At 52.0% G+C, this 17,100-nt stretch carries 16 protein-coding genes and 1 tRNA gene; 7 read left to right on the plus strand and 10 right to left on the minus strand.

All coding sequences use genetic code 11. The features are described from left to right. The first annotated feature begins 73 nt into the window (after positions 1-73). The 3 genes from EYZ66_RS09180 to EYZ66_RS09190 all read left to right on the plus strand — a co-directional run bounded on the left by EYZ66_RS09180 (position 74) and on the right by EYZ66_RS09190 (position 3,152). Positions 74-850 carry a S1/P1 nuclease gene (locus EYZ66_RS09180; RefSeq protein ID WP_009576247.1) on the plus strand — a complete coding sequence of 259 codons (777 nt, stop codon included), beginning with the start codon at positions 74-76 and terminating at the stop codon, positions 848-850. 2 nt (positions 851-852) lie between these two features. Continuing rightward, a complete protein-coding gene (locus EYZ66_RS09185) occupies positions 853-1,533 on the plus strand; it encodes a M48 family metallopeptidase (protein WP_009576248.1) in 681 nt (226 codons plus the stop codon). Positions 1,534-1,628: 95 nt separating this feature from the next. After that, entirely contained in the window at positions 1,629-3,152 is a 1,524-nt protein-coding gene (locus EYZ66_RS09190; RefSeq protein WP_009576249.1) for a class I adenylate-forming enzyme family protein, read from the plus strand. Positions 3,153-3,585: 433 nt separating this feature from the next. On the opposite strand, the gene EYZ66_RS09195 is transcribed toward EYZ66_RS09190, so the two are convergent. Beyond that, positions 3,586-3,662, minus strand: a tRNA-Arg gene (locus EYZ66_RS09195). A 322-nt stretch (positions 3,663-3,984) separates the two neighbouring features. Between EYZ66_RS09195 and speA the strand changes: the two genes are divergently transcribed. Genes speA through nspC form a run of 3 tightly spaced genes read left to right on the plus strand, consistent with a single transcriptional unit; the run spans position 3,985 to position 8,315 of the window. Then, a complete protein-coding gene (gene speA / locus EYZ66_RS09200) occupies positions 3,985-5,931 on the plus strand; it encodes a biosynthetic arginine decarboxylase (RefSeq protein ID WP_040816674.1) in 1,947 nt (648 codons plus the stop codon). Between the two features lie 12 nt (positions 5,932-5,943). Further along, positions 5,944-7,143, plus strand: coding sequence for a saccharopine dehydrogenase family protein (locus tag EYZ66_RS09205; protein WP_009575849.1), 1,200 nt, complete (start codon positions 5,944-5,946; stop codon positions 7,141-7,143). An 8-nt stretch (positions 7,144-7,151) separates the two neighbouring features. Next, positions 7,152-8,315, plus strand: a complete 1,164-nt coding sequence (gene nspC / locus EYZ66_RS09210) for a carboxynorspermidine decarboxylase (RefSeq protein WP_009575848.1) — start codon at positions 7,152-7,154, stop codon at positions 8,313-8,315. A gap of 44 nt (positions 8,316-8,359) precedes the next feature. Here nspC and EYZ66_RS09215 read toward each other — a convergent pair whose 3' ends face one another. The 9 genes from EYZ66_RS09215 to EYZ66_RS09255 are packed head-to-tail and all read right to left on the minus strand — an operon-like array spanning position 8,360 to position 15,347. Next, entirely contained in the window at positions 8,360-8,767 is a 408-nt protein-coding gene (locus EYZ66_RS09215) for an HIT domain-containing protein (protein ID WP_009575847.1), read from the minus strand. 10 nt (positions 8,768-8,777) lie between these two features. Next, entirely contained in the window at positions 8,778-9,194 is a 417-nt protein-coding gene (locus EYZ66_RS09220; protein WP_009575846.1) for a SufE family protein, read from the minus strand. A gap of 8 nt (positions 9,195-9,202) precedes the next feature. After that, entirely contained in the window at positions 9,203-9,745 is a 543-nt protein-coding gene (gene sufT, locus EYZ66_RS09225) for a putative Fe-S cluster assembly protein SufT (protein ID WP_083814373.1), read from the minus strand. Continuing rightward, positions 9,742-10,113, minus strand: coding sequence for a HesB/IscA family protein (locus EYZ66_RS09230; protein WP_009575844.1), 372 nt, complete (start codon positions 10,111-10,113; stop codon positions 9,742-9,744). Before EYZ66_RS09230 ends, sufT begins: the two co-directional genes overlap by 4 nt. Positions 10,114-10,121: 8 nt before the next feature. Further along, positions 10,122-11,357 carry an aminotransferase class V-fold PLP-dependent enzyme gene (locus tag EYZ66_RS09235; RefSeq protein WP_040816664.1) on the minus strand — a complete coding sequence of 412 codons (1,236 nt, stop codon included), beginning with the start codon at positions 11,355-11,357 and terminating at the stop codon, positions 10,122-10,124. Continuing rightward, positions 11,344-12,624: a Fe-S cluster assembly protein SufD gene (gene sufD, locus EYZ66_RS09240; protein ID WP_009575842.1), complete on the minus strand. Its 1,281-nt coding sequence runs from the start codon at positions 12,622-12,624 to the stop codon at positions 11,344-11,346. Before sufD ends, EYZ66_RS09235 begins: the two co-directional genes overlap by 14 nt. After that, on the minus strand, positions 12,621-13,367 hold the full coding sequence (gene sufC, locus EYZ66_RS09245) for a Fe-S cluster assembly ATPase SufC (RefSeq protein WP_009575841.1): 747 nt from the start codon (positions 13,365-13,367) through the stop codon (positions 12,621-12,623). Before sufC ends, sufD begins: the two co-directional genes overlap by 4 nt. A gap of 38 nt (positions 13,368-13,405) precedes the next feature. Next, entirely contained in the window at positions 13,406-14,845 is a 1,440-nt protein-coding gene (sufB, locus tag EYZ66_RS09250; protein ID WP_009575840.1) for a Fe-S cluster assembly protein SufB, read from the minus strand. Between the two features lie 22 nt (positions 14,846-14,867). After that, the gene (locus EYZ66_RS09255; RefSeq protein ID WP_040816662.1) at positions 14,868-15,347 is read right to left on the minus strand and encodes a Fe-S cluster assembly transcription factor; all 480 of its coding nucleotides are present in this window, start codon (positions 15,345-15,347) and stop codon (positions 14,868-14,870) included. Positions 15,348-15,529: 182 nt separating this feature from the next. Here EYZ66_RS09255 and EYZ66_RS09260 point away from each other — a divergent pair, with 182 nt between their 5' ends. Beyond that, positions 15,530-17,098, plus strand: coding sequence for a long-chain-fatty-acid--CoA ligase (locus tag EYZ66_RS09260; protein ID WP_009575838.1), 1,569 nt, complete (start codon positions 15,530-15,532; stop codon positions 17,096-17,098). Positions 17,099-17,100 lie beyond the last annotated feature (2 nt).

Genomic DNA, 17,100 nt, shown 5'->3' on the forward strand with positions numbered 1-17,100 from the left:
AGTCGCCAAAAGACTTAACATGTTGACCTAATCTGGGTTTAATCTCGACTCTCTACTTTCAAAGGCCGTCTCCATGAGAATTGTACTCTTTTTATTGTTGCTGACCCCCTCCCTAGCACTCGCTTGGGGGCAAAATGGTCACCGCATAACCGGCGCCATCGCAAGCTCCTTACTGAGTAGCGAGGCGCAAGCAAAAATTGAAGATATTATCGGTAATGAATCCCTCGCTGAAGCATCAACATGGCCAGACTTTATGCGTTCTAGCAACGACCCGTTCTGGCGTAAATCCTCCCCACTGCATTACGTTACCGTCCCGCCCCACAAGCACTACCACGAAGTCGGAGCGCCGCCCCAGGGTGATGCCATGACAGGCTTGCAGCAATTCACTGCCCAACTGCAGTCGAAGACTGCGTCTCGCGAGGAGAAAGCCACAGCGCTTCGATTTGTGGTTCACATTATTGGCGACTTACATCAACCACTGCACGCGGGAAACGGCACCGACCGAGGCGGTAACGACTTTAAAGTAAGCTATTTTAGTGAGCCCTCAAACCTGCACAGAGTTTGGGACACGCAAATGATCGAATCACAAAATTTATCGTATACCGAATACACGCAATTTCTCAGCCGAAAAATCGACAATACGCTCATTCAAGAATATACGACGACCAATCCGGAAATATGGATAGACGAAAGCACTGCAATCCGAGACACCATTTACCCTGAAAACGATAAGCTTTACTACGAATATCCCTACCAACACATCGGCACTGTGAACGAACGGCTGATACAGGCGGGTATACGAATTGCCGCGTACCTTAATCAGGTATTACGCGAGCAAGATGTTAACTGACCATGACCAAGGCGATAACAAGTGCGCTGAGCAATGTGGATATTACGTTTAAACCAATAAAGCATTTGTATCTGCGCATAGAACGCGACAGCGGCCGAGTAAAAATCTCGGCGCCCAAAGGCACCAAAATGCGCGCCATCGAAACTTTTTTACGGGAAAAGTCGCATTGGATTTTACAAAAACAGCGTGCGGCGCGAAAACGACGAGCAAGTAACCAGCCCCCACCCGGCAGCATCAAGCTATGGGGCGAGCAAGTGCGGCTGCAAATAGAGCGAGGAAAAAAGCGCGCAGTCACGCAAGATCCACCCGACGTTCTCCGCATTACGCTCTTACCTGGGGATGACGAAATACAACAAGAGCAAGTGCTCGACCAATACTATCGAGATGAACTCTCGCAAAAAATCAAACAACTAGCCCCCCACTGGGAACACACATTAAAGGTCTCAGCCAACGAATACCGCGTAAAAAAAATGCGTACACGGTGGGGGAGCTGCAATATTCCCAAGCAACGTATCTGGCTGAACCTTTGGCTTGCAGAGAAACCCATCGAACAGCTCGAATTGGTTTTGGTTCATGAGCTTGTACACCTCATCGAGCCGGGCCACGGCGGCCGTTTTCAAGCCATAATGACCCAACATATGCCAGACTGGAGAGATCGAGACAAAGCTCTAAACTTGAGGTAACAGCGCCTCCACCATGTGACGCTTCAATTTTGGGCACTCACGAATAAGCGTGGCACAATACCCAGACTTTTCTGATAATAACAAGGCTCTACCGAATGAATCACGATGCGTTTTATATCGACTGGGTAGAGACCCAAGCTCGAATGCAGCCTAACAAGACGGCATTTATCGAGTATCACTCGCGGCGAAAATTTACGTGGTTGAAGTTTCACGAACGCGTATCGCAACTGGCGGCAGCACTGAACCAACGCGGTATCGAGCGCGGTGACCGCGTAGCGTATTTAGGGTTAAACAGTGCAGATACCATCGAAATACTGTGCGCCACGCAGCGCATTGGCGCCGTGTACGTACCTTTGAACTTTCGTTTAACGCCCGACGAGCTGAGTTATATTATCGGCGACGCTGAACCCAAACTGTTGATCTGCGACCATGCCTTTGCACCCGTCGCTTTGGCAGTGCAAGAGCAGCTACCTTGGTTGGCTACAATTACCACGCAGTGTGACGGTACTGCTTCTGGGTACGAGTCACTGTTTTCTGACAAGCGCTTGAATCAAACGGTGGGCCTTGATGGCGACACCTACGCAATGATCATGTATTCATCGGGCACAACAGGCCGCCCAAAAGGGGTGATTTACACTCACAGAATGATGCAAGCCGGCGCCTTGAATATTCAGCAAACCAGCCACATCGATGCACATTCGACCTTCTACAACGTCATGCCGCTGTTCCACATCGGTGGCATGCAATCAGTATTGCTGTGTTTGTACACGGGCCGCCCCATGGTGCTTGCACGGGCGTTTGAACCTGGAGAGATGCTCGCTTGTATCAACGACGACGCATTAGCAATAACGCACCTCGGTGCCGTGCCTGCTATCTGGAACGCGCTGGCAGCTCACCCTGACTGCGATGCAACCAACTTTACGCGCATCGCATCGGCCTCTACCGGAGCTGAATCAGTGCCACCTGCTCTACTAGATACTTGGATGCAAAAAGGCATTGTCCTACGCGAAGTGTATGGTCTTACCGAAACGTCGGGGATTATTTGCATTACCCGTGCGGAAGATCTACCCGAAAAACTCGGCTACACCAGCCCACCCTTAAAATATTGTGACTTTAAGGTGATGCGCTCAGAACAGAAAGAAGCGGACAACGGAGAGCTTGGCGAGATTTGGATGCGCGGAGCAATGGTCACTCCCGGCTATTGGCGGCGAGATGATGCCACCGAAGACGCCTTTTACGATGGTTGGTTTCGATCCGGTGATATCGGTCGCTTGGACCCGGATGGTTGTCTAGCGATCGAAGACCGAATAAAAGATATGTACATTTCTAGCGGCGAGAACGTCTATCCCGCTGAGGTGGAAGCTGCCTTGTATGAGCTAGCCTGCATTGCAGAAGTTGCGGTTATTGGTGTACCTGATGACCGCTGGGGCGAAGTGGGCTGCGCTGTTGTTGTTCTTAAAGCGGGCGAGTCTTTAACGCTGGACACTTTACAAGAGCACTGTGCTCCGCGCCTAGCCAAGTACAAATGGCCCAAGCAACTTAAGTTTTGGGACGCATTGCCACGCAACAGTACCGGCAAGGTGCAGAAGTTTATCTTGCGTCAGGAACACCGGCGGTAAGGGCAGTCTTTCCGATATGCTGCTTTGGACCACACATTAAAGTCCCCATTTACGGCGAAATTTTGACAATTACCGATTGAGAGTACTCGCTCACTGCGGATGGGATGGTATGATCAGTCGAGCGATTTGAGTGCCATCCCCGTTAACGGTGTAGAGCCGATTTGTCGAACTGGACGTTCTCACGGCCAAGACACTGAAATTAAAAAAGCCCCGACCTTACGGACGGTGAACGCAACATTCTAGATCAACGGGTAAACTGGCACGATGGTTTCCAACGCGGTTGCCTCCCGCGTTAGAACCCCTTCGGGGCGCCGTCGCTGCGCTCCCGCGACCAAATCACTCCTGAGTCGTGATTTGTCGAACTGGACGTTCTCACGGCCAAGACACTGAAATTAAAAAAGCCCCGACCTTGCGGACGGGGCTTTTTTAATTTTGGCGCGCCTGGCACGATTCGAACGTGCGACCGCCTGATTCGTAGTCAGGTACTCTATCCAGCTGAGCTACAGGCGCGTGGGATGCGAATACTATGGATGGAGGGGGTAAAAGTCAAGGCAGAAAATGCGATGTTTTGAAATTTGTTGCAAAAACTGACCTCACACGGATAACAGCGCGCGACTCACATAGTCGCCAAATTTCTCGCTGTTCACTGGGCCTTAAAGCTTGCTCTAACCGTCAATAACAGGGTGCGTATCGGACCTCCGAATTAATGCTCTGAAATGTCACAAAGCTGAGTTAAAATGTGAATTATTGGCGCGCTATACACTTTGCATTTAATGCATTTTTTGCCCACACTTCGCGTCTTTTTATTGGGATTGAACAGGATCAACTGCCGATGACGCTTCCCGCCGAAACAATGGACACGCTCGCGCCGCAAGATGAGCAAATCTGGGACTTCAACGACAGCGCCAATTTGTACGGCGTTCGTGATTGGGGCGCCGATTATTTCGACATCAACTCGGCCGGCGAAGCCATTATTCGCGTCCCGAACGGCTCTGGCACGATCGAAGTACCCATTATTGAAGTCGTGGAGGCCATGCGTTTACGCGGCCTCGAAATGCCTGCGGTTTTGCGCGTCGAAAACCTGTTAGACCATCGCATCAGCGCCATTAACGAGGCCTTCGCCAACGCCATTGCGAGTGCGGGCTATAACAACGAATATCGCGGCGTTTTCCCAATCAAAGTCAATCAGCAATGCCACGTGGTAGAAGAAATCGCCGACTACGGCGCGCGCTACCACCATGGTTTAGAAGCTGGCAGTAAAGCCGAACTTATTATTGCGTTAACCCAACTGAAAGACCGTCACTCGTTAATTATCTGTAATGGCTACAAAGATCAGGAGTTCATCGAGCTCGGACTGTATGCTCGCAAAATGGGTATCAATTGTTTCTTTGTGCTCGAAACTCTGGGCGAACTGGACATTATCATCGAACGCAGCGAAGCCTTGGGTATCGAACCTGCAATTGGGGCACGCATACGCTTATCGTCAATGGTCGAAGGTCACTGGAACGAAGACAGTGGCGACCGCTCGATCTTTGGCTTATCTACCGACTCCCTACTCTGCGTTGTCGACAAACTTCGCGCACACAATATGTTGCACTGCATGCAGATGCTGCACTGCCACTTGGGCTCACAAATCCCCAATATTCGAAACATTCGCTCGGGTGTACTAGAGGCCTGCCGTTACTACACGGGACTGGTCGCCGAGGGCGCTGCCATGGGTTACATCGACTTGGGCGGTGGCCTCGCGGTGGACTACGAAGGTCGCCGCACCAACGAAACCCACAGTATGAACTACGGCCTCAACGAATATTGCGCCAATATTATCGAAACGCTTCAAGAGAGTTTGGATTCAGAGGATGTGCCCCACCCCGTGGTCATCACCGAATCTGGCCGCGCCCTGGTGGCGTATTCGTCTATGTTGTTATTCAACATACTCGATGTCCGTGACCACAAGCCCGGGAAACTGCCTGAGACAATTCCTGACGAAGGCCACGACCTTATTCACAACCTGCGTGCGGTTCTAGACGCCGTGGAACTCAAAAACCTGCAAGAATGTTACAACGACGCGCTGTATTACCGCGACGAGGTGCGTGAGCAATTTCACCGAGGACAAGCTTCGCTTCGAGAGCGCGCAACAGCAGAAAACTTAGGGTTGGCGATTTTTGAAAAGATCTCGGCTCTCTTACCTGCAGCGAAGCGGGTCTCAGCCGAACTCGATGATTTGCCTGCACTGCTTGCGGATATCTACTACGGGAACTTCAGCTTGTTTCAGTCGTTGCCCGATATCTGGGCCATTGACCAAATTTTCCCGGTCATGCCCATTCATCGCTTAAATGAAGAGCCAACACGACAAGCCGTGCTTGCCGACATTACCTGCGACTGCGACGGTAAGATCGATCACTTCTGCTACGAAGGGGATATTCACCGAACCCTGCCCCTGCATCCTCTAAATGACGAGGGAGAATATTACTTAGGGGTATTTTTGGTCGGCGCCTACCAAGAAACTCTTGGCGATTTGCACAATTTGTTTGGCGACACGAATGTCGTCAGTGTCCACGTGAATGAAGATGGCAGCTTCGATTTTCGTCGCGAATTCCACGGCGACAGCATCGCTGACGTTTTATCCTACGTAGAATACGAACCCAAAAACATGCTGGAACAGTTCCGTCGTAATGCCGAACAAGCGGTACGCGATGGCCGTATCAGCGTCGCCATGCGTCAAGAAATGCTGCAGGCATTTCGTGCTAGCCTCTACGGCTATACTTTCTTTGAACGATAAGGAGAACTCACTATGTCAAAAGTACTTATCATTGGCGCTGGCGGTGTCGGCGCGGTCGTTGTTCACAAATGTGCGTCTCTACCTGAAACGTTCTCAGAGATTACCCTCGCCTCTCGTACAAAATCCAAGTGCGACGCGATTGCGGCACAACTTTCACGCCCCATAAAAACGGCTGCTGTCGATGCCGACAATGTCGCCGAACTCGTTGCTCTGATCGAAGCAGAGAAACCCGCTTTGGTCATTAACGTGGCGTTGCCTTATCAGGACCTGACCATCATGGATGCCTGTTTAGCCACGGGGGTCAACTACCTCGATACGGCCAACTACGAGCCACTGGACACAGCGAAGTTCGAGTACAGCTGGCAGTGGGCATACCAAGACCGTTTTAAAGAAGCGGGCCTCATGGCCTTGCTGGGAAGTGGCTTCGACCCAGGCGCCACCAACGTGTTTACGGCATACATCGCCAAACATTACTTCGACGAGATTCACGAGCTCGATATTATTGACGTGAATGGCGGGGACCACGGCTATCCTTTCGCCACCAACTTCAATCCAGAAATTAATATCCGCGAAGTCACTGCGGAATGCCGACATTTCGAGAATGGCGATTTTGTCACCACGCCTGCAATGTCTCGCAAAGCCTCTTTTACCTGCCCGGAAGGCGTCGGCACGTACAACATCTACCGTATGTACCACGAGGAACTGGAATCGCTGGTGGTCAACTTTCCGACACTCAAGCGCGCTCAGTTTTGGATGAGCTTTGGCGACAGCTACTTAAAGCACTTGGAAGTGTTGGGTAACGTGGGGATGACCGGTATTGAGCCCGTTGAGTTCCAGGGTCAAGAAATCGTGCCCATTCAATTTCTGAAAGCGCTCTTGCCAGACCCAAGCACGCTTGGCCCTCGCACCAAAGGCAAAACCTGCATTGGCTGTGTCGTAAAAGGGATCAAAGACGGCAAAGAAAAAATCGTTTACTGCTACAACATTAAAGACCACCAAGACTGCTACCAAGAGGTACAATCTCAGGCCATCTCCTACACCACCGGCGTACCTGCCATGATCGGCGCCAAACTGATGCTAGAGGGTACGTGGCAAGGTCAAGGTGTCTTCAATATCGAACAGATGGATCCAGATCCCTTTATGGAAGGCTTAAACGCCTACGGCCTGCCTTGGACGGTGATTGAACTGGACAGCTTTGAGTTGAGCGACTAATGAACCCGATGCTCACCGACTTCGGCCGACTCGATTTATACCAGCTGCCCTCGCCTTGCTGGGTGGTCGACGAGGTCGCTGTGCAGCGCAATTTAGATATCCTGCACGAAGTGGGTGCAAAAAGTGGTGCAAAGGTGTTAGCCGCTCTCAAAGCATTTTCGATGTTCGAGCTCGCGCCGCTGTACAAAAATCGCGTATGGGGTACGTGCTCGAGTGGGTTACACGAAGCCCTGCTGGCTAAAGAATTTTACCCAGGCGAAGTCCACGTGTTCTCTGCGGCCTATTCGCAAGCCGATTTAGAGAAAATACTCGAGATTGCCGATCACGTGGTGTTTAACTCGGTGCAACAGTGGCGCCGCTTCAAACCGTTATGCCAGGCCGCACAAGCTCGGCGCACACACTTGAGCTTTGGTCTTCGTGTAAATCCAGAGCATTCCGAGGGCGATGTACCACTGTACGACCCCTGCGCTCCCGGTTCGCGCTTGGGGATACCGCGCAGTCAGCTGCAGATCGAGGATTTCGAGGGCATTTCAGGATTACATTTTCATACCTTGTGCGAACACCCTTTTGAACCTTTGGCGCGCACGGTGGCTGCGCTCGAAGAACGATTTGGTGACATCTTGTCTGGACTTAACTGGGTAAACTTTGGTGGAGGACACCACATCACGGCAGAGGGGTATGACCGCGACGGACTCATCGCCTTAATTCAAAGTTTCAGCGCCAAATACCAGGTGCAAGTGTATTTAGAACCCGGTGAAGCAGTGGCCATTGGCACTGGCGTATTAGTCAGCGAGGTGTTGGACGTAACCTACACTGACCGTCCACAAGCTATACTTGACACTTCTGCTACTTGCCACATGCCGGACACCCTAGAAATGCCCTATCGCGCCCTTATCAGCGGCGCAGGCGAAGCCAACGAGTTGAGTTACACATACCGCCTCGGCGGATTAACGTGCTTAGCAGGCGACGTCATGGGTGACTACAGCTTTGCCGCGCCGCTAGACGTCGGGCAGCGCTTAATGTTTGAGGATATGTCGCACTACACCATGGTAAAAACCAGTACCTTTAATGGCACCAAATTGCCCGCCATAGCTGTGTGGAATTCAGACACAAACGCTGTGCGCATCGTAAGAAGGTTTGAATATCACGATTTTCGCGACCGCTTGTCTTGAGTTTGAGCACCGTCGATAAAACGATCTCGCTACACGTTAAAAACTTACCTTAGGGCTTGCTGCAGCGCCGACACGAACGCGTTAGCCTCAGCGTCAGAATACGCCTCGCGTGCACCTTGTCCCCAAACAGGACCGGGCCATGCAACATCCGTCTCGAAACGCGCGATGATGTGCAAATGAAATTGCCTCACCATATTTCCCAAGTTCGCAACGTTGAGCTTGTGTGCACCTGTCAACTCTTGCAACACGGCCATCACGCGCAGTTGTTCTTGCAGTAAGACCTGTTGATCATCGCTACTAAAATCTAGCCATTCCGCGCAGTTCGGCCGGCGAGGAACGAGAATGACCCAGGGGAAGCGCGCATCGTTCATGAGTAATACACGGCTGAGCGACAGATCAGTCACCGAGTAAGTATCGGCATCTAAAAGAGCATCAAGCGCAAACGCTGTCATTGGCAGACCTTCAACTCAGAGCCGAAACAGCAATATCGCGAATTTTAGAGACCATGGCCCGCAGTCCATTGCCTCGCGTTGGCGACAAATGCGTGATCAGTTCTAAACGATTGAAATACCCGTCGACATCAAACTCTAGCGCCGCCTTAGGCGTTAAACCCTGGTAAGCCGCTAGCACAACAGCGAGTAAACCTTTCACAATGAAGGCATCGCTATCAACGCTTAGGTTTAAGGTACCTGATCCCACGTCGGCATCGATCCAAACCTGGCTTTGACAACCTCGAACCAAGTGCTCGTCGTCGCGCTTGCTTGAGTCAAACTCTGGTAAGGTCTTACCCAAATCAATGATGTATCGATACTTGTCTTCCCACGCATCAAAAAAACTGAGGTCATCTTCGATCGCTTGTGCACGTTCTGTAATCAACATACTCAACCTTAATAAAACATTCCCGTCGCTAACTGAGCTTCTTCTGACATCATCTCACGGCTCCAGGGTGGACTGAAGACCAAGTTTACTGCCACCGTTTTCACGTTGGGTACGCAGGCTACTCGAGCTCGCACATCACCCACCAACACATCGCCCATGCCACACCCGGGCGCCGTTAGCGTCATCGTAATGGCTACAGAGCCTTGCGCTTGATCGATCACGACATCGTAAACCAAACCTAGGTTAACCAAATCCACCGGTACCTCGGGGTCAAAAACCGTTCCCAATGCCTCCCACACGTAGGCCTCGACGACAGAACCATCCTGCGGATCTTCAAATTTAAGATCCAAAGGTTCTAACCCTAAAGCATCGGCATCGGTACCATCGATTCGGACCATATTGCCAGCGTGAACAATGGTGTAGTTGCCACCCAAGGCTTGCGTCAGCGTCACAAAACTGTGAGCCGGCACGGTCACCGGAGTGCCAACAGGTACCAATCGACCCAGCACTTCACGCTGAGTAGTTAACAAGGTTCTTTCTTGGCTGCTCACGAGTATGAAACACCCTCTTCAACGCTAAAGCTCTCGCCACAGCCGCAGGCAGCCGTGACATTCGGGTTATTGAATTTTAGCACTCGATTCAACCCTTCGAATACAAAATCGAGCTGGGTGCCACGAATAATCGACAGACTTTCTGGATCTAGCCAGAGAGTCAGCGCATCCTCTTGCAGGGTGATATCCTCTGCCTGTCCGACGTCAACTTCATCGAGCACGTACATAAACCCGGTGCAACCGCTCTCTTTTACCGACAAACGAATGCCCTTTTTACCCGACAAGGCAAGCTGTTTGAGTAAGTGGCGAACCGCAGCGGGGGTCACAGATATTGGCGCCGCATTCACATCAAAAACTTCTACACTCATACCGACTCCTAAACTAACAGCCGACAGGCTTTATCCAATGCCTGTACAAACGCATCAACATCATTTCTGGTGTTATAAAAACTTAGCGAGGCTCTGGCGGTACCGGGAGCATTTAAGTACTGCATCAGAGGCTGGGTGCAGTGGTGCCCCGTTCTGATGGCTACGCCCTGTTGATCTAACAGCATACCTATATCGCTAGGGTGTGTGCCCGGCACCAAAAAGCTGAAGATACCCACAGACCGCTGAGGACTTCCAACACGCTGGACGTGAGTCATCTCCGCAACAGCGTCAAGCAGATAGTGCATCAGCGACTCTTCATGCGCGACGGCGTTATCGATACCCACGCCCTCAAGATACTCGATAGCCGCGGCCAAACCGATAGCGCCAGCAATGTTGGGAGTTCCTGCTTCAAATTTGAAGGGCACTTGGTTGTACGTTGTGCCGTCGAAACTCACAGTCTCGATCATCTCACCACCCCCTTGGTAGGGCGGCATGGCGTCTAACAAGTCTTTTTTACCCCACAACACGCCAATACCAGTCGGACCGTAGAGCTTGTGCCCCGAAAACACGTAAAAATCTGCACCGAGCGCTTGGACGTCAACGGAACTGTGCGCTACCCCCTGAGCCCCGTCGATCAAGACTGCAGCCCCCGCCGCTTTTGCTCTGGCGATCATGTCGGCAACAGGGTTGATTGTACCCAGAGCATTTGAGACCTGATTCACTGCCACAATCTTCACCGAGTGCTGTGCCAGCAGAGCATCGAAGGCCTCTAAATCAATGTCGCAGGTTGGCGTCAAAGGTATTGAGATGACTCTGGCGCCTCTTGCTTGCGCTACCATCTGCCAGGGCACGATGTTGGCATGGTGCTCGGATACCGGCACTAAAACCACATCCCCCTCGTTCAGGACCATTCGACCGAAGGTTTGCGCGACTAGGTTAATACTCTCAGTAGTACCTCGGGTCCAAATGACCTCTTCCACTTGCTCGGCATTGATAAATCTCGCAACACGGGACCTAGCCGCCTCAAACGCGCGTGTCGCTCGGTCGGCTACCGCATGCGCGCCGCGATGCACATTGGAATTATCCATCTGATAATAGTGCGCTAAAGCTTGAATCACTGCGCGCGGCTTTTGCGTCGTTGCGGCATTATCCAAGTACACTAGCGGCTGGCCGTTTACCTCTTGCGCCAGCAAAGGAAAATCAGCGCGCGCCAAGTCTACGTCAAAATACTTACTCACTTGCATCACCTGCGACTAAGGTGAGGCAGCGCTGCCTAGCTTGATCACTCAACCAGTCGCGCAAAGGTGTGTAAGCAATACGCTCAAACAAAGACACCACGAACCCAATACCAATCAGCTGTGCCGCGACGGACTCAGTAATGCCGCGCGTACGGCAATAGTGGATAGCTTCGTCATTGATTTGCGCCACGGTCGCGCCATGGGCGCACTGCACGTCGTTGGCATAAATTTCCAGCTCAGGCTTGGTATTGACCTGCGCCTGGTCGGAGGTCAGCAAGTTTTTATTCGACAATTGCGCGACAGTTTTTTGGGCGTCGGGGTGTATATGAATACGCCCATTAAAAATGGCATTGGCCCTGTCACCGATAATGCCTCTGAACGTTTCCTCACTGGTGCAATGGGCTGCCGCGTGCTCCAAGGTCGTGTGAAAATCGACCACTTCGCGCCCTGCCGGCAAGTAAATACCGTTCAACTCTGCGTGAGCACCCGCTCCCGCAAATAGTAGCCCCCACTCATTACGACAGAGCTTTGCGCCGGCAGCATAGGCAAAGGCAGTAAGGGTAGCGTCGCGGCTTAACTTAGCGAATACCCCGCCAAAAAACGTTTGGTTACTGCCGTGCGTGTTGGATCGGCAATAATCTAGGTTGGCCCCGGCGGCCAAAAATAACTCAGTGACGCCGTTCTGTTGAGAATTTGCTAACGAGCCTGCGCCAAAATGTTCGATGATGCTCGCGCGACAATTGCGGCCCGCGGTCACGAGCAAGCGTGCTGACAACCACGTGCTATCTTGTTGCCAAATCAGCTGTAGAGGGGTGCTGATATCCGCATCGTCGGCGATGTCAATCCAGAGGCCCAAACCCAGCGTCGCATCACTCAAGGTGCTAATAATGCCACTACGATCTTTCGCAGCGGACCCCATTAAATCCAGCACGCGAGCAGCACCTAACTCATCGAGATCGGAAAAATCTCGAACTTTGACACCCGGTGGCAACTGACCCGATGGGGATCCGTTAACCTGAATACCCTCGCGTGTCACCTCAATTCGACAAGCGCCGAGATCGGGTGCCGCTGCCGCGTCTAAATGGCCATTATGTGCCTCGAGCTCGGGGAGGACCAGACCTGTTAAAGGCGCGTACTTCCAATGCTCGCTCTTGCGATTCGGAATCGGCGTTGCTGCTAGCGCCATTGCGGCCACATCGATTTTTGGGCGCAACCAACCAGGCGCATCGGCTCGCGCCGCGGCAATTGCAGACTCGAACACCTGCCCAATCATGCGGCACCATCCAACCAAGCATAGCCTTTACTCTCGAGCTCTAAGGCTAATTCTTTGCCACCCGAGCGAACGATTCTGCCACCGGCCAGCACATGCACAAAATCGGGCTCAATGTAATCCAGCAGCCGCTGGTAGTGTGTTACGACAATGAACGATCGATCGGCTGAACGCATCGCATTCACACCCGCCGCGACGACTTGTAAGGCGTCGATATCCAGGCCGCTGTCCGTCTCGTCTAGAATGCAAAGCTTGGGCTCAAGCAGCATCATTTGCATCAGCTCGTTGCGTTTTTTCTCGCCCCCCGAAAAACCTTCGTTAACCCCACGCTTCAGAAAATCCACGCTCAAATTAACCGCTTTACACGCCTCTCGAGCACGTTTCATAAAACTGACGCTGTCCAAAGCTTCGAGGCTCTTCGCCTCTCGCACCGCGTCTACACTGGCCTTTAAAAATTCCATGTTGCTGACACCGGGAATTTCTACTGGATACTGGAAAGCCAAGAACAGGCCGGCTTGAGCACGTTCCTCAGTTTCCATTGCGAATAAATCTCGACCATCAAAGTCCACCGAACCCGACACGACCTCGTAACCCGGACGGCCCGACAACACATGACCCAGCGTGCTTTTCCCCGCGCCATTGGGGCCCATGATGGCATGTACTTCGCCGGGCCCGACGTCTAGAGACAAACCTTGCAGGATGTCTTTGTCTTCAACGGATGCTCGCAATTCTTTAATAGATAACATAATTTCCTCAAATCACGTCGATGACTACGGCTTCTGCCCTAGCCCACCGAACCTTCTAGACTGACTTCTAATAATTTGCCTGCTTCCATCGCAAACTCCATGGGCAGCTCCTTAAAGACTTCTTTGCAGAAGCCGTTTACGATCATGGACACCGCTTTTTCGGGGTCTATGCCGCGCTGCTGGCAGAGGTACAGCTGATCGTCACTGACCTTGGATGTTGTTGCCTCGTGCTCGATTACAGCGCTAGGCTGTTTGCTTTCGATGTAGGGAAAGGTATGAGCCGCACAGCGATCACCAATTAATAGCGAGTCACACTGCGTGTAGTTCCGCGCCCCCACAGCCCGAGGACTCATGCGCACCAAACCTCGATAGGCGTTCGAGCTTTGCCCAGCAGAAATGCCTTTCGAAATAATCGTCGACTTAGTATTGCGCCCCAAGTGGATCATCTTCGTACCGGTATCCGCTTGCTGGTGATTATGCGTTAAAGCGACTGAGTAAAACTCACCCACACTATCGTCACCTTTCAGGACACAGGATGGGTATTTCCAAGTGATTGCTGAGCCGGTTTCAACCTGCGTCCAGGATATCTTCGCGCGATTGTGAGCCACACCGCGTTTGGTCACAAAATTGTAGATACCACCTTTGCCCTCGGCATCACCGGGGTACCAGTTTTGAACCGTCGAGTATTTGATCTCTGCATCATCTAAAGCTACCAACTCAACTACCGCAGCGTGCAATTGATTTTCATCGCGCATCGGAGCCGTACAGCCCTCTAGGTAACTTACGTGACTGCCCTCAGCAGCAACGATGAGCGTTCTCTCAAACTGCCCCGTATTACTTTCGTTGATGCGGAAGTAAGTTGACAGCTCCATCGGGCAACGCACGCCCTTTGGGATGTAAACAAAGGAGCCGTCGCTATACACCGCGCTATTGAGTGCAGCGTAGTAGTTATCGGTCTTAGGAACAACCGATCCCAGATACTGGCGCACCAAATCTGGGTATTCCCGAGCCGCTTCTGAAATCGAGCAAAAAATCACGCCCGCTTCGGCCAAATTCTCGCGAAAGGTGGTTGCTACCGAAACCGAATCAAACACAGCATCGACAGCCACTCCCGCCAACATAGCCTGCTCGTGCAAAGGAATTCCCAACTTCTCGTAGGTCGCCAGCAGTTCTGGATCGACTTCGTCCAAACTCTTGGGCTTGTCCGCCATCGATTTTGGCATCGAGAAATACGATATTGAGTTGTGATCAATCGGCGGATACTGCACTTGCGCCCACTCCGGCGGTGTCATCTCGAGCCAGCGTCGGTAAGCATCAAGGCGCCATTCCAGCAGCCACTCGGGCTCTTCTTTGCGCGCCGATATCGTGCGTATTACCGATTCATCAAGCCCCGGCGGCAAAGTATCTGATTCAATATTCGTGGTAAAACCGGGCGTATATTCTCGCTCGATTACTTCGTTAATGTGTTCGTTCGCCATGCTAACCTCTGATGATTGGCGCCTAGTCGTGTAACAAGCTGGTCACACGTTCAATAGTTGTTTGAACTCTTTGATCTTGAATGGACGCGATTTCACGAATCTCTTCGCGGACCACCAAATCGGCCAAACTTATGTTACGCAGAAAGTCGCGTATTTGATCGCTTAAACCGGACCAAAGATGGTGTGTCAAACAGGTCGCACCTTTTTGACAAGATCCCCTTCCCCGGCAACGCGTGGCATCCGTGTCCTCGTTGACCGCCTCGATAACATCAGCAACGCTGATCACTTCGAGCGATTTGCCTAAGTAATATCCGCCACCTGGACCTCGAACACTTTTTACGAGGCCATGTTTACGCAGCTGAGCAAACAGCTGCTCTAAATACGAAAGCGAAATATCCTGCCTCGCTGATATACCCGCCAGTGGTATGGGGCCGTGCTCGCGATGCAAAGCCAGATCAAGCATAGACGTCACGGCGTAACGTCCTTTCGTAGTCAAACGCATGCTGGATAACCCGTTTAATCTATTTCCCGAGTATTTTACTCAGGTTTTACCCAAAGAACAATTCACGCCAAGGCAAAACCGTAAAAACCCGTCGAGATCTTCGTCAAAAGACTGCGCCAATCACTAGCACCACTGCGTAAAGTTGGGTAGTCTCACTGCACGATATAACAAGGATCCTCGAAGTGTTAATCCATCAAGCTATTGACTATCACGCCCGGCGGCGTCCAAACCAGTTGGCCTTAATCACCGACAGCACTCAATACGATTACCACAGCCTTCAGCAGCGAAGCCTGAACTTAGCACAAGCGCTGCTCGCGCAGGGAGTAAACTCTGGAGAGCGTATCGGCTTATTGGGTCAGAACAGCATCGACCACATGGTCGCCTTCACCGCTTGCAGTCGGATTGGCGCGGTCTCGGTACCGCTCAATTATCGGCTCGCTCCACCCGAAACTGCCTACGTTTGTGATGATGCGAACATTCGGCTGATTTTGATATTGGAGCCTTCAGTCGAAGCATTAGCGTACGCCATAGCCGACGCCCGCGACGGCGAGTCGGTGTTTATGTCGGATTTAAACGAGTCTCATCTGCCTCTTACTGCCGCAATGCTTGAGACCCAAAGCCCCCCAATCAGCTCGCCTGACGACTTAAGCGAACAGCATGCCACCCTGCAGCTTTACACGAGTGGCACCACCGGAAAGCCTAAGGGTGTAGCGCTGAGTCATCGCAATTTGAGTGCGCTGATGAACAATTTGTCGAACGCTAACCCAGGCGTACTGGGCGTCGATGGCATGGATCTGGTGTGTGCTCCCATGTTCCACATTGGCGGTGCCGGTTCCACCATCGTGCCGCTGCTGTGCGGCGGCGCTGTGGTTATGCATGAAGCGTTCAACCCAAAAGCCGTTCTTGAGGCCATCCAAAAGCATCGCATTCGCGAAATGTTCATGGTTCCCGCCATGATTTTGTCTTTGCTGCGTGATGTGCCTAATTTTGACCAGTACGATCTAAGCTCATTGGATGTGATAGGCTACGGCGCAGCACCTATCTCACCTACGCTGCTAAAAGAAGCGGTCGAACGATTCAAGTGTGGTTTTAACCAGTACTACGGCATGACCGAGACCTGCGGCACTGTTGTTGCCCTGTCACCTGAAGTTCACCAACGCGCACTGCAGGGTGAGCCTGAACTGCTGCAAGCTGCAGGTCAAACCTGTCTTGGCGTGGAGGCCAAGGTGTGCGATAGCACCGGCGTGGAAGTTCCCATGGGTGAAACGGGCGAAATCTGGCTGCGATCAGCCAATAATATGCTGCACTACTTCAATTTACCCGAGGCTACTGCCAAAACGCTGGTTGGTGGCTGGGTGCTTACGGGTGACGCGGGCTACATAAATGAAGAGGGCTTCATCTTTTTGCGCGACAGGATCAAAGACATGGTGCTTAGCGGCGGTGAAAATATTTATCCCGTTGAGGTCGAAAACGTACTCGCGCAACTCCCCGGCGTTCGAGAAACCGCTGTTATCGGTGTACCGGATGAAAAATACGGTGAAGCGTTGTTAGCTTTCATTGCAATGAATGAGGGTTTTACGCCACCATCCACGCAAGAGATGATCGATTTTTGCCGCGACAAGCTCGCCGGCTATAAAATTCCACGAAAACTTGAAATCATCGATGCACTGCCACGCAACCCGACGGGGAAGATCCAGAAGATGGTTCTGCGAGAACCCTTTTGGAAGAACACGAACCGCCGGATCGGTTAAGA

Origin of the sequence: Aequoribacter fuscus (assembly GCF_009910365.1) — a bacterium.
In the GTDB taxonomy this organism is placed as follows: Bacteria; Pseudomonadota; Gammaproteobacteria; order Pseudomonadales; family Halieaceae; genus Aequoribacter; species Aequoribacter fuscus.

Coding starts and splice junctions, on each gene's coding strand:
- EYZ66_RS09180 (WP_009576247.1), top strand. CDS start 74: ATGAGAATTGTACTCTTTTTATTGTTGCTGACCCCCTCCCTAGCACTC.
- EYZ66_RS09185 (WP_009576248.1), top strand. CDS start 853: ATGACCAAGGCGATAACAAGTGCGCTGAGCAATGTGGATATTACGTTT.
- EYZ66_RS09190 (WP_009576249.1), top strand. CDS start 1,629: ATGAATCACGATGCGTTTTATATCGACTGGGTAGAGACCCAAGCTCGA.
- speA (WP_040816674.1), top strand. CDS start 3,985: ATGACGCTTCCCGCCGAAACAATGGACACGCTCGCGCCGCAAGATGAG.
- EYZ66_RS09205 (WP_009575849.1), top strand. CDS start 5,944: ATGTCAAAAGTACTTATCATTGGCGCTGGCGGTGTCGGCGCGGTCGTT.
- nspC (WP_009575848.1), top strand. CDS start 7,152: ATGCTCACCGACTTCGGCCGACTCGATTTATACCAGCTGCCCTCGCCT.
- EYZ66_RS09215 (WP_009575847.1), bottom strand. CDS start 8,767: ATGACAGCGTTTGCGCTTGATGCTCTTTTAGATGCCGATACTTACTCG.
- EYZ66_RS09220 (WP_009575846.1), bottom strand. CDS start 9,194: ATGTTGATTACAGAACGTGCACAAGCGATCGAAGATGACCTCAGTTTT.
- EYZ66_RS09230 (WP_009575844.1), bottom strand. CDS start 10,113: ATGAGTGTAGAAGTTTTTGATGTGAATGCGGCGCCAATATCTGTGACC.
- EYZ66_RS09235 (WP_040816664.1), bottom strand. CDS start 11,357: ATGCAAGTGAGTAAGTATTTTGACGTAGACTTGGCGCGCGCTGATTTT.
- sufD (WP_009575842.1), bottom strand. CDS start 12,624: ATGATTGGGCAGGTGTTCGAGTCTGCAATTGCCGCGGCGCGAGCCGAT.
- sufC (WP_009575841.1), bottom strand. CDS start 13,367: ATGTTATCTATTAAAGAATTGCGAGCATCCGTTGAAGACAAAGACATC.
- sufB (WP_009575840.1), bottom strand. CDS start 14,845: ATGGCGAACGAACACATTAACGAAGTAATCGAGCGAGAATATACGCCC.
- EYZ66_RS09255 (WP_040816662.1), bottom strand. CDS start 15,347: ATGCGTTTGACTACGAAAGGACGTTACGCCGTGACGTCTATGCTTGAT.